Raw genomic sequence first — 23,852 nt, forward strand, 5'->3', positions numbered from 1 at the left:
TTGTGAGGGAGCACCGTACCGGGGAGTACGGTCGACTGAGCAAAACTCCCTTAGAGCGGCAAAGGACAAGCGAGATCGGGAGCACGTTTATGAAATATCCGGGTTAAGAAATGACAACAATCGCTGCCATTAAGAGGTTGCAAAATAATATGCTTGTATCCACTGCTACCCATCACGATAGACGACTTATTGATTATAAAAAAGCCCCGAAAAGCCACCAAAACAAAAGACAACAGCAACAGGAAAACAACTATCCCTCGAAAAAGGTCAAGCTGGATACTGTCCGGATAAATCATCAGGGGCGTGTTAAACAGAGCGGGGTAAAAAAGAAACTACCGGAATACCAGGTGGCTATGGCAAAAAGTCAGCCTGTTCTCCAAAACTCACAGATAAGTAAACTGCAGATTGATTCAAAGCAGAGCACTGAAAGTCATTCAATTCCTACAATACTGAATAGAGTACTGGATGATATTCGTAAAATGGATATTGAGTATGCTATAGGTCTTGATAAATCCGCTCAAATGCCAAAGCATAAGAGATTATCCATTCACGGTAATTTCACCTATGTTGAAAAGATTTATAAACATTTACTGGTACCGAAGATTCATCACTTGATACAGGAATTTTCCCCTATTAATGAATTAAAACAACGGCAGACCGAATACGCCATGCAAATAGCAGAGTTAGTGAAAACCTACAAAGTAGCGCAATGTGATGATATGACTCATTTAATGGCTTCCTGCTGCCTGGAAAATCCGACCATCAGCCTGTTTAAAATGGTTATCAACTTTTTTTTTGCGAGAACCGGATCAAAGAAAGGAAAGCTGGATAGATCCACCACTCATGTCTGTTTGATGGTATGCCCGAAACTTTCAGGCGATAGTGTGCAGATGCAAAGCCAATGGTATGAAGCGGGATACAAAAATGCCTATAGTGATCTGCATTGTGCTGACGGGAGCTACCATCAGCCGTCCTATATGGCTACTTCTGATCTTTACATTGCGGATCCGTGTCAGCATGAATATTGGCCAGGAAGCCAGTGGCAACAGTTTATCAGCAGTATTGCCGATCAATATCTCACACCAACGGGTAAAGATTTTAAGAAAATAAAGGTACAAATAACGCGCTATCACTCGGAAACTGCCGTTAACGAGCTACCGGCCGCAGATATACAGACAGTGCCAGTTAACAGGGCTACCACAGACTATTCAGCCATACCCGCCTATTTTTATCTTGAAGAATTTGTAAAGAAATTAAGCAAAAAAGTTCAGGGAGAAAAACAACGGGCTATAGAAATCACCAAGAAAAGACTGGTAAGGCATGGTATAAAGATCCCGGCTTTTGACACCGTAAAATCAAAACACAGAAAAAAATGGTCAACCCATTTAATACGTGTTCTGGCCTGGAAAATGAATCTTGATGTTAACCTTCTGTGCCGTGAAGATCTGGCTATTATAAATCCAAAATCAGAGGACTATTATCAATATATAATTGACTTTTTAGGTAAATCAATAATCGAATCATCAAAACATGTTAGCAATATGACCAACAGCTTTAACAAGTATGGATTTCCATTTCCTGAACCATGCCGTCGATGTTTTTTACCATCAAAAAAGTGGCTACCGGGCCATATCAGGCATCTGCTTAGAGTGGCCAAACCTGAACGAGCATTTTCGGACGGCGAACTGGTTAAAGTATTGAGAGTACTGAATCCTGTGGAACTACAAGATACCTATTTACGCTATTTACATGAGTATTTGCAAAATAAGCTGCTTGACAATCCGGGCCCCAGAATACTGGAAAATGCCTTGAGCAGCATTAAAGATGGGCCCCACCCCATCCCCCTCCCCGCCATTGCAGGATTCACCAGCTGGAATATATTGACATTACGAAAACTGGCTGATTTGTGTGTAGAAAAGTTTGGCGGCATCTGGGCAAAAACGGTTACCCCCTACCCTTCTGTTAGCAAAAGAGAGGTTATACCAACCTCACCCGATGAGTTTGCCGCCTGGTTTCTCAATAGACTTACCAATAATCAATTTAATTTCAACAATTTCGATGGCAAGCTAAAGACTGCAAACCTGATTGTTCATATCACCCCGATAGAAGGTATCACATTTAACACCGTACCAAAGAGGGCTGACTGGATATTGTACTATGTCTATCAGTACGGTTTTGACAAAAAAGAGATTTTCCATCAGACCTCTTCGACAACACTCTATCAAATGCTGAAACGCATTACCTCACGGGAAAAGCATTCAGAATTATACGATAAATTATTGTATCTCAGCTCAACATGGAGTGACCTCAAAGCCAGCAGTTATTTGACAACCCTGAGAGCACACAACATCAAACTGCCCGATGATTTAATGTATTGTACAGCCAAAAGCAGGATGATTAAGATGCATGCAAGGGCGGAAAAACTGAAGGAATCAGGCTGGCTGGCAGCGGATATAGACCTGTCACAGCATCAAACATCAAAACATAAAAACGTTTTCTAACGCCTTGAGAAATCATAACAATTGCTGCCATTAAGAGGTTAAATCATAGTATGCATGTATCCACTGCCACCCATCAAAACACACGGCTTATGGGTTATCAAAAATCTCCGGAGAACCGTCAAAATAAAAGAAAACAGCAACAGGATAACAACAATCCCTCAAAAAAGATCAAATTGGAAACCACCCGGATTAATCATCAGGGGCGTGTTAAACAGACGAGAGATCAAAAGAAACTACCGAAATACCAGGTTGCTATGGCAAAAGGTCAGCCTATTCACCAAAACTCTCAGAAAAGCAAACTGCAAGTTGATTCAAGGCAGGGCGCTGAAAGTCATTCAATTCCCACAATACTGAGTAAAGTACTGGAGGATATTCGTAAAATGGATATTGAGTATGCCATAACCTCTGATAAATCCACTCAAATGCCAAGGCATAAAAGATTATCCATTCACGGCAATTTTACCTATGTTGAAAAGATTTATAAGAATTTACTGGTACCAAAGATTCATCACTTAATACAAGAATCTTACCCTATTAATGACTTAAAACAACGGCAGACCGAATACGCCATCAAAATAGCAGAGTTAGTCAAAACCTACAAAGTGGCCCAATGTGATGAGATGACGCATTTAATGGCTTCCTGCTGTCTGGATAACCCGGCCATCAGCCTGTTCAAAATGGTGATCAACTTTTTTTTTGCGAGAACCGGATCAAAAAAAGGAAAGCTGGATAGACCCACCACTCATGTATGTTTGATGGTATGCCCAAGGCTTTCAGGTGATAGTGTGCAGATGCAAAGCCAATGCTATGAAGCTAAACACAAATATACTCATAGTGATCTGCATTGCGCTGACGGGAGCTATCATCAGCCAACCTATATGACTACTTCCGAGATTTACATTGCTGATCCGTGTCAGCATGAATTTTGGCCAGGAAGCCAGTGGCAGCAATTTATCAGCAATATTGCCGATCAATATCTCACACCAACAGATAAAGATTTTAAGAAAATAACCGTACAAATAACGCCCTATAATTCGGGAACTACTGCTAATGAGCTAACGGCTGCAAAGGTACAGGCGGCAGTACCCGTTAACAGTGATTCTACAGACTATTCAGCCATGCCTGCCTATTTTTATCTTGCGGAGTTCGCAGCCAATACAGCGAAAAAAGCTGAGAAACTAAAACAACGGGCTGCTTTGGTCACTAAGGAAAGACTGATAAGAAATGGTGTGAAAATCCCTTCATTAAACACCGTAAAATCAAAGCACAGGAAAAAATGGTCAACAAACTTAGTACGGGTTCTGACCTGGAAAATGAACCTTGATGTTAGAGTTCTGCACCGTAAGGATTTAGCCATCATTAATCCAAAATCAGAGGACTACTATCAATGCATGATTGACTTTTTAGGTAAATCAACAATCAAATCACCACAACATGTTATCAATATGGTCAAAAGCTTTAACAAATATGGATTTCCATTTCCGGAACCATGCAGTCGATATTTTTCCCCATCCAGGGAGTGGCTGCCAGGCCATATCAGGCATCTGGCCAGAGTAGCCAAACCTGAACAATCATTTTCGGACTGTGAACTGATTAAAATATTGAGAGTACTGAACCCTGTAGAACTACAAGATACCTATTTACGCTATCTACATGAGTATTTGCAAAATAGGCTGGTTAAAAACCAGGGGCCCCGAATACTGCAAAATGCCTTCAGCACCATTAAAAAGGCTAACATCCCCCTCCCTGCCATTGAAGGAATCACCAACTGGAACATATTGACATTACGAAAACTGGCTGATTTATGTGTAAAAAAATTTGGCGGAATCTCCGCAGAAACGGTTGCACCCTATCCTTCTTTTGGTACAAAAGACGTGATACCAACCTCACCCGATGAGTTTGCCGACTGGTTTCTCAACAAACTTACCAAATATCAATTTAATTTCATTAATTTCGATAGCACGCTAAAGGCTGCGAACCTGATTGTTAACATCAGTCCAATAGAAGGTATCACATTTAAACCCGTACCACAGAAGGCAGACTGGATGTTGTACTATGTCTGTCATTACGGTTTTGACAAAAAAGAGATTTACCATCAGGCTCCTACACACACAATCTATCAAATGCTGAAACGCATTACCTCCCGGAAAAAGCATTCAGAATTATACGATAAATTATTGTATGTCAGCTCAACAGCTTCTGGCCTTCGATCTCTTAGTATTATCAGGAGCCTGAAAAAACACAACATCAAACTACCTGATGATTTAATGGATTATTCAGTCAAAGATCAGGTGACTGAGATGCATGCAAGAGCCAAAAAACTGCAGAAATCTGGCTGGCTGGCAGCCGATATAGACTTATCGCACCATAGAATATCAAGACATAAAAAAGGATCGGGAGCACGTTTATGAAATATCTGGGTTAAGAGATCACAACAATCACTGCCATTAAGAGGTTAAATCATAATATGCTGGTATCCACTGCTACCCATCAAAACACACAGCTTATGGATGATCAAAAGCTCCAAAAAAACCGTCAAAAGAAAAGAAAACAGCAACAGGATAACAACAATCACTCAAAAAAGATCAGATTGGAAACCACCCGGATTAATCATCAGGGGCTTGTTAAACAGATGAGAGATCAAAAGAAACTACCGAAATATCAGGTTGCTATGGCCAAAGGTAAGCCTATTCACCAAAACTCTCAGAAAAGTAAACTGCAGATTGATTCAAAACAGAGCACTGAAAGTGATTCAATTCCCACAATACTTAGTAAAGTACTGGATGATATTCGTAAAATGGATATTGAGTATGCCATAAGCTCTGATAAATCCGCTCAAATGCCAGAGCATAAAAGATTACCCATTCACGGCAATTTTACCTGTGTTGGAATGATTTATGAGCATTTACTGGTACCAAAGATTCATTATTTGATACAAGAACTCTCTCCTGTTAATGACTTGAAACAGCAGCAGACCAAATACGCCAGGCACATAGCAGAGTTAGTCAAAACCTACAAAGTAGCCCAATGTGATGAGATGACTCATTTAATGGCTTCCTGTTGCCTGGAAAATCCGGACATCAGCCTGTTCAAAATGGTTATCAGCTTTTTTAGTGCGAGAGCCGTAGCAAAGAAAGGAAAGATGAAAAGATCCACCACGCATGTATGTTTGATGGTATGCCCAAGTCTTTCAGGTGATAGTGTGCAGATGCAAAGCCAATGGTATGAAGCTGAACACAAACATGCTCATAGTGATCTGCGTTGTGCTGACGGGAGCTATCATCAGCCATCCTATATGGCTACTTCCGATATTTACATTGCTGATCCGTGTCAGCATGAATTGTGGCCAGGAAGCCAGTGGCAGCAATTTATCAGCAATATTGCTGATCAATATCTCACACCAACAGGTAAAGATTTTAAGAAAATAAAGGTACAAATAACGCCCTATCATTCGGAAACTGCCGTTATGGAGCTACCGGCCGAAGATGTACAGACAGCGCCAGTTAGCAGTGATACCACAGACTATTCAGCCATGCAGGTCTATTCTTATCTTGAAGAATTTGTAAAGAAACCAATCAATAAACCACGGGTTGCTGATATCACCAAGCAAAGACTGGTAAGAAATAGTGTAAAGATCCCTTCATTTGAGATCGTAAAACCATCACACAGGAAAAAATGGTCAACAAATTTGATACGAGTTCTGGCCTGGAAAATGAACCTTGATGTTAAAGTTCTGCACCGTACGGATTTAGCCATCATTAATCCAAAATCAGAGGACTACTATCAATATATGATTGACTTTTTAGGTAAATCAACCATCGAATCATCAATGGATGTTATCAAAATGACCAAAAGCTTTAACAACCATGGGTTTCCATTTCCTGAACCATGCAGTCGATATTTTTTACCATCGGATGAGTGGCTGCCGGGCCATATCAGGCATTTGATTAGACTAGCCAAACCTGAACGATCATTTTCGGACTGTGAACTGATTAAAGTATTGAAAGTACTGAATCCTGTGGCACTACAAGATACCTATTTACGCTATCTACATGAGTATTTGCAGAATAAGCTGGTTAAAAACCAGGGCCCCCGGGTACTGGAAAATACCATCCGCTATATTAGACGGGGAAACGTCCCTCCCCCTGCCATTGAAGGAATTACCCGCTGGAATATATTGACATTACGAAAACTGGCTGATTTATGTGTAAAAAAGTTTGGCGGCATCACCGCAAAAACGGTTGTTCCCGATCCTTCTGCTGGCAAAAAAGAAGTTATACCAACCTTACCCGATAAGTTTGCCGACTGGTTTCTCAACAAACTTACTAACTGTCAATTTAATTTCAATAGATTCAATGGCAGCCTGAAGACTGCAAACCTGATTGTTAACATCAGTCCGATAGAAGGTATCACATTTGATCCCGTACCGCAGAAGGCAGACTGGATGTTGTACTATGTCTATCAGTACGGTTTTGACAAAAAAGAGATTTACCACCAGACCTCTTCAACAACACTCTATCAACTGTTGAAACGCATTACCTCACCAGAAAAGCACTCAGAATTATACGATAGATTACTGTATCTCAGCTCAACATGGAGTGCTCTTAAAACTCACCCTTATTTGAGAAAATTGAAACAACACAACATCAAGCTACCCGATGATTTAATAAATTACACAGTCAAGGGCCGGATGATTGAGATGCACGCAAGGGCGGAAAAACTGAAGAAATCTGGCTGGCTGGCAGCGGATATAGACCTGTCGTACCATAAAAAATCAAAACATAAAAAATCAAAACATAAAAAGGTTTTCTAACGCCCGGAGAAATCATAACAACCGCTGCCAATAACAGGTTAAATCATAATATGCTTGTATCCACTGCTACCCATCAAAACACACGGCTTATGAATTATCAAAAGCCCCCAAAAAACCGTCAAAATAAAAGGAAACAGCAACAGGATAATAACAATCCCCCGAAAAAGGCCAGGCTGGACACTACCCGAATAAATCATCAGGGGCGTGTTAAACAGACGAGAGATCAAAAGAAACTACCAGAATACCAGGTTACTATGGCAAAAAGTCAGCCTGCTCACCAAAACTCTCAAAAAAGTAAACTACGGATTGACACAAATCAGAGCACTGAAAGTCATTCAATTCCCACAATACTGAGTAAAGCACTGGAAGATATTCGTAAAATGGATATTGAGTATGCCATAAGCTCTGATAAATCCGCTCAAATGCCAGAGCATAAAAGGTTATCCATTCACGGCAATTTCACCTGTGTTGAAAAAATTTATAAGTATTTACTGGTACCAAAGATTCATCACTTGATACGAGAACTTGCTCATGTTACTGATTTGCAACAACAGCAGACCAAATACGCCATGCAAATAGCAGAATTAGTCAAAACCTACAAAGTAGCCCAATGTGATGAGTTGACCCATTTAATGGCTTCCTGCTGCCTGAAAAACCCGTCTATCAGCCTGTTCAAAATGGTTATCAGCTTTTTTTTTGTCAGAAACGGAGCAAAAAAAGGAATTGTCGAAGGAACCACCACTCATGTATGTTTGATGGTATGTCCACGTCTTTCTGGTGAAAGTGTGCAGACACAAAGCCAATGGTATGAAGCTAAACACCGAGCTACTCGTAGTGATCTGCATTGTGCAGACGGGAGCTATCATCAGCCATCCTATATGGCTGCTTCCGATATTTACATTGCTGATCCGTGTCAGCATGCATATTGGCCAGGAAACCAGTGGCAACAATTTATCAGCAATATTGCCGATCAATATCTATCACCAACGGGTAAAGATTTTAAGAAAATAAAGGTACAAATAACGCCCTATCATTCAGAAACTGCCGTTAAGGTTCTACCGGCCGTAGATATACAGGCAGTACCAGTTAACAGGGATACCCCAGACTATTCAGCCATACCGGCCTATTTTTATCTTGCAGAGTTCGTAAATAAACAACAGGCTACTGAGATCACCAGGAAAAAACTGATAAAAAATAAAGTAAAGATCCCTTCATTCAACACCGTAAAATCAGCCTACAGGAAAGCATGGTCAATACGTTTAATACGAGTCATGGCCTGGAAAATGAAACTTGATAGTAAAGTTCTGTACCGTCAGGATTTAGCCATCATTAATCCAGAATCAGAGGACTACTATCAATATATGATTGACTTGTTAGCTAAATCAACAGTCGAATCATCAAATCATGTTGCCAATATGACCGACGGCTTTAACATCCAGGGTTTTCCATTTCCTGAACCATGCAGTCGATATTTTTTACCATCAGAAAAGTGGCTGCCAGGCCATATCAGGCATTTGCTCAAAGTAGCCAAACCTGAACGACCATTGCCGGACTGGGAATGCATTAAAATATTGAGAGTGCTCAATCCTGTGGAATCACAAGATACCTATTTACGCTATCTACATGAGTATTTGCAAAATAGGCTGGTTAAAAACCAGGGGCCCCGAATACTGCAAAATGCCTTCATCACCATTAAAAAGGCTAACATCCCCCTCCCTGCCATTAATGGAATCACCCGCTGGAATATATTTACATTACGAAAACTGGCTGATTTATGTGTCGAAAAGTTTGGCGGCATCTCCGTAAAAATGGTGACTCCCTATACTTCCGTTGACAAAAAAGAAATTATACCAACCTCACCCAGGGATTTTGCCACCTGGTTTCTCCATAGACTTACCAGATATCAGTTTCATTTCAGTAATTTCGATGGCAGTCTAAAGCGTGCAAACCAGATTGTTAACATCAGTCCAATAGAAGGTATCACATTTAACCCCGTACCACAGAAGGCAGACTGGATGCTGTACTATATCTACCATTACGGCTTTGACAAAAAAGAGATTTACAATCAGGCATCGACAAGAACAATCTATCAAATGCTGAAACGCATTACCTCCCGGAAAAAGCATTCAGAATTATACGATAAATTATTGTATGTCTGCTCAACAGGTTTTGGTCTTCAATCGCTCACTGCTATCAGGAGACTGAAAGAACACAACTTTAAAATACCCGATGATTTAATGGATTACACAGTCAAAGAGCAGGTGACTGAGATGCATGCAAGAGCGAAAAAACTGAAGGGATCTGGCTGGCTGGCAGCGGATATAGACCTGTCGTACCATAAAAAAATAAAACATAAAAAAGTTTTCTAATGCCTTGAGAGATCACAACACCACTGCCATTAACAGGTTAAATCATAATATGCTGGTATCCACTGCTACCCATCACCACATACGGCTTATGGATGATCGAAAGCCCCAAAAAAACCGTCAGAATAAAAGAAAACAGCAACAGGATAACAACAATCCCTCGAAAAAGATCAGGCTGGACACCACCCGGATTAATCATCAGGGGCGTGTTAAACAGAAAAGCGTTCAAAAGAAACTACCGGAATATCAGGTTGCCATGGCAAAAGGCCAGCCTGTTTACCAAAACTCTCAGAAAAGTAAACTGCAGATTGATTCAAAGCAGAGCGCTGAAAGTCATTCAATCCCCACAATACTGAGTAAAGTACTGGATGATATTGGTAAAATGGATATTGAGTATGTCATAACTTCTGATAAATCCGCTCAAATGCCAGAGCATAAAAGATTACCCATTCACGGTAATTTCATCTGTCTTGAAAACATTTATAAGTATTTACTGGTACCGAAGATTCATCACTTGATACAAGAACTTTCCCCTATTAATGACTTGGCACAACAGCAGACCAAATACGCCATGCAAATAGCAGAGTTAGTCAAAACCTACAAAGTGGCCCAATGTGATGAGATGACCCATTTAATGGCTTCCTGCTGCCTGGAAAACCCGGCCATCAGCCTGTTCAAAATGGTTATCAGCTTTTTTTGTGTAAGAACCGGACCAAAGAAAGGTAATGATGGAACCACCACTCATGTATGTTTGATGGTATGCCCAAGTCTTTCAGGTGATAGTGTACAGACGCAAAGCCAATGGTATGAAGCTAAACACCAATATATGCATAGTGATCTGCATTGTGCTGACGGGAGCTATCATCAGCCATCTTATATGGCTGCTTCCGATATTTACATTGCTGATCCGTGTCAGCATGAATATTGGCCAGGAAGCCAGTGGCAGCAATTTATCAGCACTATTGCCGACCAATATCTATCACCAACAGGTAAAGATTATAAGAAGATAAAGGTAAAAATAACACCCTATCATTCGGAAACTGCCGTTAAGGCACTACCGGCCGCCGATATACAGGCAGTGCCAGTTAACAGGGATACCACAGACTATTCAGCCATACCTGCCTATTTTTATCTTGAAGAGTTCATAAGTAAACAACAGGATACTGAAATCACCAGGCAAAGACTGGTAAGAAATAATGTAAAGATCCCGTCATTTAACACCGTAAAATCAACACACAGAAAAGCATGGTCAACCAGTCTGGTACGGGTTCTGGCCTGGAAAATGAACCTTGATGTAAAAGTTCTGTACCTTGAAGATTTAGCCATCATTAATCCAAAATCAGAGGACTACTATCAATATTTGATTGACTTTTTAAGTAAATCAACAATCGAATCATCAAAACATGTTACCAATATGACCCGCCGCTTTATCAAGCATGTATTTCCATTTCCCGAACCATGCAAAAGATATTTTTTACCTTACAAAAAGTGGCTTCCTGCCCATATCAGGCATCTGCATAGAGTCGCCAAACCGGAACGACCATTTTCGGACTGGGAACTCATTAAAGTCATGCGAGTACTGAATCCTGCGGAATCACAAGATACCTATTTACGCTATCTGCATGAGTATTTGCAAAATAAGCTGGTTAAAAACCAGGGGCCCCGAGTACTGGAAAGTGCCTTGATTAGCATTAAAGAAGGGACTCCCCCCCTCCCCCTCCCTGCCATTAAAGGAATCACCCGCTGGAATATATTGACATTACGAAAACTGGCTGATTTATGTGTAGATAAGTTTGGCGGCACCTGGGCAAAGACGGTTACTCCCTATCCTGCCGTTGGCAAAAAAAATGTTATACCAGCCTTACCCAAGGAGTTTGCCGCCTGGTTTCTCAATAGACTTACCAGATATCAGTTTAATTTCAAAAATTTCGATAGCAGGCTAAAGAGTGCAAACCTGATTGTTAACATAAGTCCAATAGAAGGTATGACGTTTAACTCCGTACCACAGAAGGCAGACTGGATGTTGTACTATGTCTATCATTACGGCTTTAACAAAAAAGAGATTTACCATCAGGCTCCTACAAGTACAATCTATCAAATGCTGAAACGCATTACCTCACGGAAAAAGCATGTAGAATTATACGACAAATTATTGTATATCGGCTCAACAGGTTGTGCTCTTCGATCTTTCAGCTTTATCAATAGCCTGAAAAAACACAACATCAAACTACCCGATGATTTGATGGATTATACATTTAAAGGCCAAATGGTTGAGATGCATGCAAGAGCAGAAAAACTGAAGGAAACAGGCTGGCTGGCAGCCGATACAGACTTATCGCACCATAGAATATCAAGACATAAAAAATAAGAGCACGCCATAACCGATAAGGCAACAGCCTGATGGCCGGTGACACCAATAATTCGGTATATGTTGGTATTGAAAATTGCTCTCAAACATCCGTTAATCGCAACACCATAACAAGCAGTTGATATCTGAGGGTACACTTGAACGAATTACTATTGATTGGCCAGCTTTTGTTATTTTACGGCATGGTCATTTTAACTTACCGCCTGTTCGGCAAAATGGGGCTCCTCTGTTACACCGTGCTGGCCATCGTGGCCGCTAATATTGAAGTACTGGTGCAGATCAATGCCTTCGGTATGGAGATGACCCTGGGGAATATCATGTTTGCCTCCACCTTCCTGGTGACCGATATCCTCAGTGAGGTGGGTGGTAAAAAATGGTCTGACTACGCAGTCAATGTCGGCTTCTTTACCTCGGCACTGTTTATTGCCATTTCCCAGAGCTGGCTGTATTTCATGCCCAATTCCCTGGATTTTGCCATGCCGCATATTCAGGCCATCTTCAGCAACACGCCTCGCCTGATGATTACCGGCCTGCTGGTTTATGCCATTACACAACGCTTTGATGTGTGGCTTTACCACAAAATCTGGCACTGGACCGGGCTTACCGAGAATTATCTGTGGCTGCGCAACAATGTGTCCACCATGATTTCGCAGTTCCTGAATGCGGTTCTGTTTACTTTCGGAGCGTTTTACGGGACGTTCCCGGTGCCGGACCTGCTCAGTATCATCATCACCAGCTATGGTATCTTTGTGGTGACCAGCCTGTGTGATACTCCTGCCGTGTATCTGTGCAGAAAAATCAAGGTCAGGGAAATATGGGAGCGTACATGAAAGTCATTATTACCGGAGCCAGTGCAGGTATTGGCCTGGCGGTTTGTCAGCGTTTTCTGCAAGATGAACGCATCACCGTGGTGGGTATCGATGTTAATCCCGGCGAACTGGTTAACGACCGTTACCACCATTTTTTAGCCGATGTGGCGAACCCGGAATCGCTCCCAGCCATTAAGGGCGTAACACACCTGATCAACAACGCCGGGGTGCAAAACACCACACAGGACATCGCCATTAATTTAGGCGGGGTGATGAACTGTACCATGCTGTACGGCCTGCAACCGGCGATTCAATCCATTGTCAATGTTGCCTCTGCCAGTGCTCATTCCGGTGCTGAATTTCCAGAGTATGTAGCCTCAAAGGGCGGTGTTGTCGCCTACACTAAATGGACTGCGCTGCAGGTTGCTCAATACGGTGCCACCTGCAACAGTATTTCCCCGGGAGGCGTGCTTACCGAACTGAACAGACCGGTCATGGACGATCCTGAAAAATGGCAGGCCATCATGAATGAAACGCTACTGCCAAAATGGGCCAGTTCTGAAGAAATAGCACAGTGGGTTTACTTTATGGCGATCATCAATCGCAGTATGACCGCACAGGATGTTCTGGTGGATAACGGCGAGATGGCGAAGGCTAACTTTGTCTGGTGATTGACAACAGAGGCAGCTTCTGAATAAGGTATGAATTCACGGCAAAAAAGCTGCCTCCAATGCGCCAGAAGCCTGTTATCAGGTTAAGTGGCTTGGGGTAGGGCTCAAAAGTTATAAGTATTTCACTGCAAAGGAGTTGCAACCATGAGTTGGATTGCTTACATACAACCTTTGGGAATGCCATCCCGTGGACTGGACAACCCTTTTGCCGGACAGCTGGTTACAGGAAAACATCCAGGTTAAATCGTCGTTTTCTTCATCAATGTTCAAATAATCCAATGGAGAAGATCAATGACCATTAAAGAACTGAAAAAAGCCTTCAAAAAAAACCAGCTGCCTGTCCAGCTGCTGAGTCAGGAAGGGGATATCTATCTATGCCGGGTGGACGGTAAGCACCTGCTGAGAAATAACGATACATCCCCCGCTATTTTCCACAGCATCAGTGAGGCAAAAGAAACCCTTGGAGATCATATTGCTCCTCACTTGCAGCTGGTTTTTTCCGAAACCTACGATGAGATGTTCCATCCTGAAAACCAGACCAAATCATCAAAATGAGCCCGGGAGAGGTATTCCTCAGGCTCATTAGCCAATCATCGATTTGCCGTAGACCGTCCGCTCCATATCAACCACGTCAACAGTAATGGAGACATTATCCAGGGGAGTTCCCTCTACAGCATCCAGCAAAATACCGGACAGTTCCTGTTTCTGTTGCAAACTCCGTCCGGATAGAATTCGAGCCGTTATATGAATAAACTGCCCCCCCTGCTCCGTACCTGTACGATAATGATCGTAAGGCAGCGCCCGGACCTTAATGGTCGACACGTCAAACAGCCCGGAGCTGACAGCTCCCTGATGCACACTTTCCATCAGGGCCTCTGGACTGACAATTGCTTCCAGTGGCCGCGAGTATTCGATAATACAGTGTGGCACGTAAAACCTCCTTGCAAATGGCATAAGGCCGTGATCAGCCCAACTTCTGTTTAGATGCCCAGATTGCCAGTTTGTGCTTCATGGTCACCTGGGATACCTGATCCTCTGGCAGAGGCTGGATGAGGTTATCATGGACCAGCAGCCGGTATATATATTCGATTTTCTCACTGGCAGAATCGGTCGCCTCAAATTCCACAACCCCCCGCTTCTCACCATATTTCATGCCATATTCAATGGCCTTCTTTACCAGCTCTTTTTCATTCTTCAGCTTCTTCATTGGAGCCTCATTCAATCCAGTGGTGTATTAGGACATTAGCTTTTATAAACCATATATGGCAAATCAGGAGATTGACCAACAACACGATTTCGGCGCACGGCTTATACTGCAATTCCCAAACGCATCAGCCTGTCATGCGCTATTCCCAAAGGTTATTACCAAAAGCGCTATTCCCTAGCGGGTTCAAATAAGGTAAAAGTGCCTTATGAGAACCCCGAAACGAATCCAACCCCTGGTTGATGAAGGACTGGTGGATGAAGTACTCCGCCAGCTAATGAGTGGTAAAGAAGCCGATGTCTATGTGGTGCGCTGTGGCAATGATATCCGCTGCGCCAAGGTTTATAAGGAAGCGGCCAGGCGCAGCTTTAAAAAGGCCGTCCAATATCAGGAAGGTCGCAAAGAGCGCAACAGTCGCAGGCAGCGAGCCATCGAGAAAGGCTCCAGATATGGCCGGAAACAGCAGGAAGAGACCTGGCAGAGTGCCGAGGTTGACGCCCTGTTCCGCCTGGCCAGAGCGGGCGTAAGAGTCCCACAGCCTTATATCTGCCTGGATGGCGTACTGTTGATGGAACTGCTGACGGATGATGAAGGTCAGGTTGCCCCGCGCCTGGGTGAAGTGACCATGTCCGCCGAACAGGCCCGTGAAGACCACGCCACCATGATGCATTATGTCATGCTGATGCTCTGCGCTGGCCTGGTTCATGGCGACCTGTCGGAATTCAATGTTCTGGTGGATGACTACGGCCCGGTGATTATTGACCTGCCCCAGGCCGTGGATGCCTCGGCCAACAACCATGCCCGCTCGATGCTGGCCAGGGATATCAACAACATCACAGAATACTATGGACAATTTGCACCGGACCTGTTGAACAGCCAGTATGCCAAAGAGATGTGGGCACTCTACGAAGATGGCGAACTGACCCCGGAAACCGAACTGACCGGCCTGTTCACCGAAGCGGAGCAAGCCGCCGATGTGGACTCAGTGCTGGCCGAAATAAAAGCAGTTCTGGCTGAGGAGCAGAAACGGCAGGAACGTCTGAGAGAATCTGATAACCCTGATGCCTGACTGAGACGGAAGCCAGCCCTACCGGTCAGGTGGGGCCAGGAGGCTGTCCGATCAAAACAATGCTCAGGCTTGGGCGGTGCAGTACCAATCGATCAGTTACTTCATTTAACTGGCGGCATGTTGATGATGCTACTGAATATCTGATTAGCCCTTTGAAAACAGGTTTCAGGGAAACATCAACAATGATACAAATAATATCATTTTTAAAAATATAACACCCTGTAATTACAATAAAGGCAACATTATTTTTAATTGATTGTTATTTGACTTCTGTCAATCTTTCCAGTTGATTTAATAAATACAATCAGAATCAGAGCTTTTATCTCAGTAATGATTATTTTCCTTACAGGACTGTTTTGAAAGCCATGGTAGAGAATATATGCAGAAAATATTGATAACAGGAAACAATTGAACAACACCTTCTTATTGTTTTCGAAAAATTGTTACAGGTGGTATCGCCATCTGTAAAGCAGGCAGGCAAAATCCTTTGCAAGGATTAACGAACAACAATGCCCTGTGCTACTTACTTTTTTTCTTTGCCGTGGAAAATCGTTTGTTTATTGCTGTTATTTGTTTTTCATTTCTTTATTTAACAGTGGTGCAAGCTGTTTTACTTTGGCATTGATATTTGGAAAACAAATAGAGCATTCGGTTAGTGACAGAAATTATAAACTTGGCTTTAAGTGAGGCATCAATGGCAACTGGTACGAATCGTGGCTGGGTCGTAGTGACGGCTGGCCTGGCGATTAACTTAATGTTTGGCAGTCTGTACACGTGGAGTATCTTCTCCGAGAATTTTATCAACACTCAGGGCTGGACCGCTTCTCAGGCATCCACGCCCTACGCAGCGGCCATTGCCGCGTTTGCGCTGGTCATGCTGGTAGGTGGTAAGCTGCAGGATCGCCTGGGGCCGCGCGTTGTGATCACCATCGCAGGTCTGTGCACTGCGGCAGGTATGTTCCTGTGCAGTGCCATGCCCACCGAGACCGGCGTTATCCTGGGTTTTGGTGTTCTCAATGGTGCAGGAATCGGTCTGGGTTATTCCGCAACAGCTCCGGCAGCAGTGAAATGGTTCAAACCGGAGCAAAAAGGGTTAATTGTCGGTCTGGTTGTCACCGGCTTTGGTTTGGCACCACTGTATGCGGCACCGCTGGCCAAATACCTGATCGCAGAATATGGCCTGTTTGCCAGCTTTAATATACTGGCGGTGTTCTTCGGTAGTGTGATCGTTACTGGTGCCCAGTTCATGAGTGTTCCGGAAACCACAACAGGCATGGCGACTGCGGATAAAAAGGCCAAAGAGAGACCGGTTGTTGCTGATGGCCCACAAACCGGTGAGTACAACTGGAAGCAGATGATCAGGACGCCACAGTTTGCCATGTTGTGGCTGATGTTCTTGGCAGGTTCCATGACCGGTCTGATGATGATTGGTCATATTGGTAACATTGCCAAGCTGCAACTGACCGATACCTTTAACATTACCCTGCTGGTTCAGGCGTTCTCTGTCGCCAATGCTTTGGGCCGCCCGGGTGCTGGCTTAATATCTGACAGGATCGGTCGTGCCCGCACCATGAGCATTCTGTACACGTTGCAAGGTGCTGTGCTGTTGATGTTCAGTGGTTTTGATACCTTTAGCATGATCCTGATGGGTTCATTGGTTATCACCTTCGGCTATGGTGCAATGCTGGCAGTATTCCCGTCTGCAACGGCAGACTTCTTCGGTACCCGGAACCTGGGCTTTAACTACGCTATCCTGTTCAGCGCGTGGGGTGTTGCGGGCATGGCCGGTCCGAAACTGGCAGGCTATCTGCTGGACACCACGGGCGGTTATGAGAGCACCTTTATGATCTGTGCCGGAGTAAGTTTTGCAGCGGCTGCCATTGGTCTTATGGTCAAACCACCGAAAAAAGCAGCTGATTTTGTGGGAGTGCAAACTGCCCAGGCTGCTTGAGTATTTTAATAAAGCTCTTGATGGATTTTCTGATCAACAACACCTGAAATCCAGATAGAGCCGCTTGACCACGCTTCCTGATTAAAAGCCCGGCATGTTTCGGGCTTTGTTTTTGCCACTTGCCACCAGAACACGGCCAATAATAAGCAAACAATATCCGCAACTTTACGACCTGAAACCCGCATACAACAAACCAGTCCACAGCGTAATAGGCCTGCGGCTTTCACAGTCCTTGTTGCTCCAATGTAATAACGAGTTTTCAACAGTCTGGATGGCAATGGAGCCCCCTTCGCCAAATTTTCCGATGCAGAAACCGGAACCTATGTAGGTCATGGAATGAATCCACTCTTGCGTATAGGTATCTGACAGATTCAGATAGCTAAATGGCTTAACTGTTTTTATATCATTGACGACAGTTTCGTTATAACAGGTCATCACTTTTTTAATAGAGAACCTGTTGACTCCGCAGTGTAAAAAATGTTCAAACTGATGACAGGATGATCGCTGATCCTTACTGTCTTCGGAAGTCGTACAGTAGCTCTCCCCTTGTGAAATCCACTTGATAAATCGTTTCCCCCAGGCGACTGGAGGGTGATATTCATACTCCCTGTCATTCTGGTCTTTGGCAACAAAAGAAATGTCATCATCCTGGTCTTGAAAAAGCGACCTTATGTATTCATCAGCGCCCTCACCACAAATTGCTTTATAAGCCCTTCCTTCGATTTCAAAGCTGTGAATGATTGTTTTATTGGTAATAGCGGGATTAACTAATGACTGATCTCTCTGTGTAAACGATTCCTTTATATAAATCTTTACAGTCTTTGCATGGCCTGTTTTCTTACTGGCAAATAAGGTGTTACTGCTGTCCTTCTGACGACTGTTCGCTGTTTGTCTGGGGTGAAGCTCCGTGGTTGCGTTAGAGGGTATATTCATTATTCATGGCTTCGTGATAACTGGTAGTGGGTGCAGTCAGCATGCTACTGTCTCCTCTTGCTTATATCTCCCCCAAGAATCCCTTTGACATATTCTTGCCCGAAAAATTCCCGTGCCAGACATAAAGACTCAGTATTCACCTTGTCGATTGTAGACAGAAAGTGCCTTTTACGAGTTTTGCGACAACGGAGGAAAGATTCGGACTAATTCATAGCAGGCCATGGACGATAAAAGTAAAGCCGTAAACAACATCACAGGGACGAACCATGATCATCAGAACTGCTACCACCATAACTCTTATTGCCGGATTAGCCATCAGTGCCGCATCAGCCATCGCCAACGAGCGCAGAGTCACTGGAGGTGATAATGCCTACTACATTGCTGACCATTCAGGCCCGACCTTCAGTTCCACCGACTTTGTCTGGCCTGAAAGCAAGTTCAAAGGAGGTGACGGTTATGACGGACCCGAAGATAACAGCAGCGCCTTTGAAGTTTATGTAATCCATGAAGAGAAGAAAGGCGGTGATAATCAATAGTTGATCCAAAAAAGCCCTCAGAAGAGGGCTTTTTTTATACTACAGGGACAAGATGCCCATCTTCCAGGCGCAATGCCCGGTCCATCTGTCGGGCAAAAGCCATATCATGAGTCACAACAATAAAACTGGTGGTCAACTGTTCACTGAGGGATTTCATCAGCTCATGAATCTTGCTGGCGGTGTTGGGATCCAGGTTGCCCGTTGGCTCATCCATCAGAACCAGGTCCGGACTACCGACCAGTGCGCGGGCAATAGCCACCCTCTGCCGTTCACCACCGGAAAGTTCCGCCGGCTTATGGCTGGCCCGTTTCGACAGCCCCACCATGCCCAGCATTTCTTCAGCTCTCATGGTTGCCTGCCCCACGGATACCTCTTTTCGCAGCAGTAAGGGCATGGCGACATTTTCCAGGGCAGTAAATTCTGGCAGCAAATGATGGAACTGGTAAACAAACCCCAGGTGACGGTTCCGCAATTCACCCTGTTTTTGTTCAGACACCTTCATCAGCTGATGGCCACAGAGTATTACCTCACCGCTGGAAGGGTGATCCAACCCGGCCAACAGCTGAAGCAGCGTTGTTTTTCCTGAACCGGAAGTACCGACAATCGCTACTCGTTCAGCGGGTGATACCAACAGGTCTATGCCTCTGAGCACCTCGAGTTTTTCAGGCCCTTCAGCAAATACTTTGGTTAGCCTGCGGCACTCCAGAACTGCACGGTTTTCGGAATTATTCATAGCGAAGCGCCTCCGCAGGCTGGGTTCTGGAGGCTCGCCATGCCGGATACAGGGTTGCCAGGAAACTCATCAACAAACCAGAGACACTGATCACCGCAACATCCTGCCACATTAACTCCGATGGCAGGTAGCTGATAAAGTAAACGTCAGGGCTCAGAAAGTGAATGCCCAATAATTTTTCCAGGGCACCCACAATTTCGGAAACATTCAGCGCACCGGCAATGCCCAGGGCAACCCCCAGCAGCGTTCCGATAACACCAATCAGGGATCCCTGAACCATAAAAATCCCCATAATCATTTTCGGGGTCGCACCAAATGTGCGGAGGATGGCGATATCCCCCTGCTTATCGGTCACCACCATGACCAGCGTGGAGACAATATTAAAGGCGGCAACGGCAACAATCAGGGTGAGAAGCAGGCCGACCATGGTCTTTTCCATCTGAATCGCCTGAAACAGACGGCCATGGCTACGGGTCCAGTCCTGAACGTAGTAGCGACCGGGTAAGGTAATCGCTACATCCCAGGCCAGTTTCGGTGCGGCAAACAGATCATCCATTTTCAGTCGTATACCTGTTACCCCTTCAGGCACCCGCAGAAAACGGGCCAGATCTTCACGATGGGCGTAGGCCAGGTTGCCATCCACATCGGCACCTACCGAGAAAGTACCAACGACAGTGAATCGTTTCAGGCGAGGCAAAACACCCGCCAGGTTGACACTGGCTTCAGGCAGAACCATGGTCACTTTGTCGCCAACGGACAACCCCAGATAATTGGCCAGAATATCACCCAGCAGAATACCAAACTCTCCGGGCTGCAGGTCTTCCAATGCGCCCTGCTTCATGTGATCGGCAATAATAGAGACCCTTCTTTCGTAGCCGGGATCAATACCGTAAACCAGCGTTCCCCGCACCAGATCACCATTGGCCAACATACCCTGGGCATCGACAAACGGCGCAGCCGCTTCGATGCCTTCTTTGTCCGGAATGGTATTGACCAGCGCCTGCCAGTCTTCAATACCACCACCGGCTGCCGTGATGGTGGCATGGGGAACCATACCCAGCACTCGCTGCTTTAGCTCCCGATCAAAGCCATTCATCACTGACAGCACAATAATCAGTACCGAAACACCCAGCGTCAGCCCCACCATGGATGTTCCGGAGATGAAGGAGATAAAATGATTCCGTCGCTTTGCGCGGGTGTAGCGCAAACCGATAAAAAAAGGTAATGGTCTAAACATTTATTCTGCCAGTATTCCTTGCGCCATCGGCGTGTCAGGGGCGGATTGGCCACTTGTTTCAAAAGCCAGTAAGCTGGCATTATGCCATAAAGCGGTATAATTCCCGTCGAATTTTCCTGCGCTTTGCGACTGTTTCCTCCACCCCTGTTCGACAAGAAATATTAGCTTTTCGGTCTTACATGAGCAACGACGGTAAATAGCTTCCTGGGCAGATGCGGATTGGCCCGCCGTGCAGATTCTATACGATCTATGTGACCTTCACGCACGGCCAGCTGATAAATTTCCAGCCCAAAAGCGTCAGCAATTCTCCGGGTACTCTTGCCGTTTACCGTGTTATGAAGAAAATCGTCCATAAATGCTGATGAGTCATGTTGGCCCGTGTATTTCAGGATCAAGGTATCAGATTGCTTGTTGTTTATATCACATCGATGAATGGTTTCCGGCAGTTGAAGTGGCCATCCATTGTCTCTGAAACAGTTCTCATACTGCAAGGCAACGACATTGGACATGAAAAAAAAATGCCCGGGCACTATATCCGACTTGAAATTGAGTTTAAAAAACCAGGCTTCTGGCGTAAAGGTATTGATAAATCTGCACGGGCCGTATTTATCCAATTTATCTTTGGATGTAAATGTATAATAACATTCCTGTCCATCTGAATATTTGCTTGGAAAGGTCTCTGTCATTTCAGCTAAATGTTCATTTTCTTTTTTGTAAGTGATTTTCAGCTCATTCAGGAGCTGCTGAATTCTTGCATGTTCACGGTTTGCTACGGATTGTGGGTCTGGTTTCGGTTCTTTTGCTTCGACTATATCTTGTAGTTCTAACTTCTGACAGGCTGTTTGCAGAGTAATTTTTCGATCACTGAGTAATACCGGTGCCATTTCGTCTAATACATTATCGAGATTGCCCTTAAGTATTTCTTGCTGACCCGGATAATCTGGCAGCTGAACCACTTTGTTATCATGGGTTAAACCCAGTTCACACAGCGTGAGATCCATGGCGGGACCTGTGTGTGACAGGTAATCTTGAAATATTTTTTTCAATTCAGCCAGTGAGTTGATGCTGTCCATCTCAAATCCATATTACGTATTCTGTTGTTCAGTTAATGGGTATTGTTGTGTATGTTATCGCTTATGCTGGTTTTATCATTAACGGTATCAGGGCGGATAGATGCTTAATCTACCCTAAGAACCAGAGCTATTGTTGCTGAGAAAATAATTAGAACGCACTTTCAATGAACCACTGGCAGGAGTAATCTCTTTGCGTGATGCCTGATTAACGCTTCAGCCTTCTTTTCGAGTCAAGCAGGACGCAATTATTATGAAAACACTTGTTGGTACTCTTTCCGTGACTATAGCAATTATTTATTCGTCGTCTATTATCCAGGTCACTGCCAATGAGCTTGCTCCCGACCAGACTCCGTACTCCGAAGGTATCACTGTGACTCCCGTGGGCAGTCAGTCTCAGCAGTTGCGTCAATCTCTGGCTTTACCGAAACATGGTCAAACCATGGATGAAGTCAGGGAGGTGCTGGGCAGCGCCAGCCAGACAGAAACCATTGGTGAACCCGCCATCACCCGCTGGTATTATCCAGACCAAAAATTGACGGTGTACTTTGAAGGTAAACGGGTATTGAGGTCAGTGGTTGATAACACGCACTGAGTTATAAAAGCTGTTTTCTGAATTGCCCTGGCGGCATACCAAAATAACGCTGAAAAGCTTCATAAAAGCGGCTGAGAGAACTGAAACCACAGGCATAGCCAATATCGGCAATGGGCCGCTTGCTGTCCATCAGCAGCAGTTGAGCTTTCTGCAGGCGTTGGAACTGCAGATATTGCTTGATAGAGACCCCCATCACACTGGTAAACAGGTTGGTCGTATAATTCTTGTGCAGCCCAAGATGAGCCGCCACATCGGCGGTTGAAATAGGCCGATGCAGGTTTTCCCCGATAAAGTGAATCATGGTAGAAACATGGTGTGCACCTTTCAAACGACCACTGCCCGGATGACCGGCAGCCGGTGCCTGCTCAAGATGGTCTTCGGAGACACTTTCCGGGTGATCCCACCCCTGAAAACTGATGCGCTTTAACAGCAGTGACAGCTCACCCAGAATAATCTCCTTTAATTCCGGGTGACCGCTGCGAAAATCCTCATGCCAGCGACTCAATCTCATGACCAGGTAGTCATGGTCCGGCTTTGCCAGGGCAATAGCGCCGGTCATCACCTCCTGCCGGAGCTGTCCCATCAGTGGCCACTGAAGAAATTCCGGTAACGGGATATAGAGATTATAAAGGGTGCCTTTCCCCGGATTTTTTTCCACCAGGCCCACCAGTCGATGGGGCATGTTGGCCCAGAAGATGGCCAGCCGGTTTTCAGGAATGCGCTGCTCCCTGCCATTGACAATATAAGTGGCCGAGCAACCCAGCAGATAGTTCAGCTCAACATGGCCATGAACATGGCCACTGTCCATAATATAAGGGGCCCGGTTTTCGATATAAAAGATGTCCCCCTGAATATCGGAAATCGAGCCAGGCATGGGGACCACACCTTCGGTTCTGCGACCGGTTCCACGACATTGCCTGACCGACAATAGCTGCTGACTGCTCACAAATATTGACCCTTATCAAAAAGCCCCACAATGATACCCATTGCCGTGGC

Annotated in this window: 20 protein-coding genes; 12 read left to right on the top strand and 8 right to left on the bottom strand. The window is 44.6% G+C overall.

The features are described from left to right. Positions 1–110 precede the first annotated feature (110 nt). The 8 genes from ACO6VE_RS02905 to ACO6VE_RS02940 all read left to right on the top strand — a co-directional run bounded on the left by ACO6VE_RS02905 (position 111) and on the right by ACO6VE_RS02940 (position 14,083). Entirely contained in the window at positions 111–2,501 is a 2,391-nt protein-coding gene (locus ACO6VE_RS02905) for a hypothetical protein (RefSeq protein ID WP_422459606.1), read from the top strand. Between the two features lie 50 nt (positions 2,502–2,551). After that, positions 2,552–4,912, top strand: coding sequence for a hypothetical protein (locus ACO6VE_RS02910; RefSeq protein WP_422459608.1), 2,361 nt, complete (start codon positions 2,552–2,554; stop codon positions 4,910–4,912). Between the two features lie 95 nt (positions 4,913–5,007). Continuing rightward, positions 5,008–7,314, top strand: a complete 2,307-nt coding sequence (locus tag ACO6VE_RS02915) for a hypothetical protein (RefSeq protein ID WP_422445627.1) — start codon at positions 5,008–5,010, stop codon at positions 7,312–7,314. A 380-nt stretch (positions 7,315–7,694) separates the two neighbouring features. Next, the gene (locus ACO6VE_RS02920) at positions 7,695–9,683 is read left to right on the top strand and encodes a hypothetical protein (protein ID WP_422459610.1); all 1,989 of its coding nucleotides are present in this window, start codon (positions 7,695–7,697) and stop codon (positions 9,681–9,683) included. 253 nt (positions 9,684–9,936) lie between these two features. Then, the gene (locus tag ACO6VE_RS02925) at positions 9,937–12,048 is read left to right on the top strand and encodes a hypothetical protein (RefSeq protein ID WP_422445631.1); all 2,112 of its coding nucleotides are present in this window, start codon (positions 9,937–9,939) and stop codon (positions 12,046–12,048) included. A gap of 137 nt (positions 12,049–12,185) precedes the next feature. Further along, a complete protein-coding gene (locus ACO6VE_RS02930) occupies positions 12,186–12,878 on the top strand; it encodes a queuosine precursor transporter (RefSeq protein ID WP_206679223.1) in 693 nt (230 codons plus the stop codon). After that, entirely contained in the window at positions 12,875–13,528 is a 654-nt protein-coding gene (locus ACO6VE_RS02935; protein ID WP_422445634.1) for an SDR family NAD(P)-dependent oxidoreductase, read from the top strand. The genes ACO6VE_RS02930 and ACO6VE_RS02935 overlap by 4 nt, the downstream gene beginning before the upstream one ends. A gap of 291 nt (positions 13,529–13,819) precedes the next feature. Then, the gene (locus ACO6VE_RS02940; protein ID WP_422445636.1) at positions 13,820–14,083 is read left to right on the top strand and encodes a DUF6482 family protein; all 264 of its coding nucleotides are present in this window, start codon (positions 13,820–13,822) and stop codon (positions 14,081–14,083) included. A gap of 27 nt (positions 14,084–14,110) precedes the next feature. Here the strand turns inward: ACO6VE_RS02940 and ACO6VE_RS02945 are convergent, their stop codons facing one another. Both ACO6VE_RS02945 and ACO6VE_RS02950 read right to left on the bottom strand, forming a co-directional pair. Continuing rightward, a complete protein-coding gene (locus tag ACO6VE_RS02945) occupies positions 14,111–14,458 on the bottom strand; it encodes a 5-carboxymethyl-2-hydroxymuconate Delta-isomerase (RefSeq protein WP_422445638.1) in 348 nt (115 codons plus the stop codon). Positions 14,459–14,492: 34 nt separating this feature from the next. After that, positions 14,493–14,735 (bottom strand): DUF5062 family protein, encoded by a 243-nt coding sequence (locus ACO6VE_RS02950; protein ID WP_269674641.1) that lies wholly within the window; start codon positions 14,733–14,735, stop codon positions 14,493–14,495. 205 nt (positions 14,736–14,940) lie between these two features. On the opposite strand from ACO6VE_RS02950, the gene ACO6VE_RS02955 reads away from it, so the two are divergent. Continuing rightward, entirely contained in the window at positions 14,941–15,801 is an 861-nt protein-coding gene (locus ACO6VE_RS02955; protein ID WP_422445640.1) for a PA4780 family RIO1-like protein kinase, read from the top strand. Positions 15,802–16,495: 694 nt separating this feature from the next. Next, positions 16,496–17,752: an L-lactate MFS transporter gene (locus ACO6VE_RS02960; protein ID WP_422445642.1), complete on the top strand. Its 1,257-nt coding sequence runs from the start codon at positions 16,496–16,498 to the stop codon at positions 17,750–17,752. Between the two features lie 5 nt (positions 17,753–17,757). On the opposite strand, the gene ACO6VE_RS02965 is transcribed toward ACO6VE_RS02960, so the two are convergent. Then, on the bottom strand, positions 17,758–17,937 hold the full coding sequence (locus tag ACO6VE_RS02965; protein WP_422459612.1) for a hypothetical protein: 180 nt from the start codon (positions 17,935–17,937) through the stop codon (positions 17,758–17,760). Continuing rightward, positions 17,918–18,685: a hypothetical protein gene (locus ACO6VE_RS02970; RefSeq protein ID WP_422459614.1), complete on the bottom strand. Its 768-nt coding sequence runs from the start codon at positions 18,683–18,685 to the stop codon at positions 17,918–17,920. The genes ACO6VE_RS02965 and ACO6VE_RS02970 overlap by 20 nt, the downstream gene beginning before the upstream one ends. Before the next feature lie 266 nt (positions 18,686–18,951). Between ACO6VE_RS02970 and ACO6VE_RS02975 the strand changes: the two genes are divergently transcribed. Beyond that, positions 18,952–19,221, top strand: a complete 270-nt coding sequence (locus tag ACO6VE_RS02975) for a hypothetical protein (RefSeq protein WP_422445650.1) — start codon at positions 18,952–18,954, stop codon at positions 19,219–19,221. Positions 19,222–19,255: 34 nt separating this feature from the next. Here ACO6VE_RS02975 and lolD read toward each other — a convergent pair whose 3' ends face one another. The 3 genes from lolD to ACO6VE_RS02990 all read right to left on the bottom strand — a co-directional run bounded on the left by lolD (position 19,256) and on the right by ACO6VE_RS02990 (position 22,147). Then, entirely contained in the window at positions 19,256–19,954 is a 699-nt protein-coding gene (gene lolD / locus ACO6VE_RS02980; RefSeq protein ID WP_422445652.1) for a lipoprotein-releasing ABC transporter ATP-binding protein LolD, read from the bottom strand. Beyond that, entirely contained in the window at positions 19,947–21,191 is a 1,245-nt protein-coding gene (locus ACO6VE_RS02985; RefSeq protein WP_101748679.1) for a lipoprotein-releasing ABC transporter permease subunit, read from the bottom strand. Before ACO6VE_RS02985 ends, lolD begins: the two co-directional genes overlap by 8 nt. Before the next feature lie 161 nt (positions 21,192–21,352). Further along, the gene (locus ACO6VE_RS02990; protein ID WP_422459616.1) at positions 21,353–22,147 is read right to left on the bottom strand and encodes a hypothetical protein; all 795 of its coding nucleotides are present in this window, start codon (positions 22,145–22,147) and stop codon (positions 21,353–21,355) included. Between the two features lie 367 nt (positions 22,148–22,514). Between ACO6VE_RS02990 and ACO6VE_RS02995 the strand changes: the two genes are divergently transcribed. Continuing rightward, the gene (locus ACO6VE_RS02995) at positions 22,515–22,856 is read left to right on the top strand and encodes a hypothetical protein (RefSeq protein ID WP_422445656.1); all 342 of its coding nucleotides are present in this window, start codon (positions 22,515–22,517) and stop codon (positions 22,854–22,856) included. 1 nt (position 22,857) lies between these two features. On the opposite strand, the gene ACO6VE_RS03000 is transcribed toward ACO6VE_RS02995, so the two are convergent. Next, the gene (locus ACO6VE_RS03000; RefSeq protein ID WP_422445658.1) at positions 22,858–23,802 is read right to left on the bottom strand and encodes a helix-turn-helix domain-containing protein; all 945 of its coding nucleotides are present in this window, start codon (positions 23,800–23,802) and stop codon (positions 22,858–22,860) included. Positions 23,803–23,852 lie beyond the last annotated feature (50 nt).

The sequence above is a fragment of the Endozoicomonas sp. ALB115 genome (assembly GCF_049310245.1).
GTDB lineage: Bacteria > Pseudomonadota > Gammaproteobacteria > Pseudomonadales > Endozoicomonadaceae > Endozoicomonas.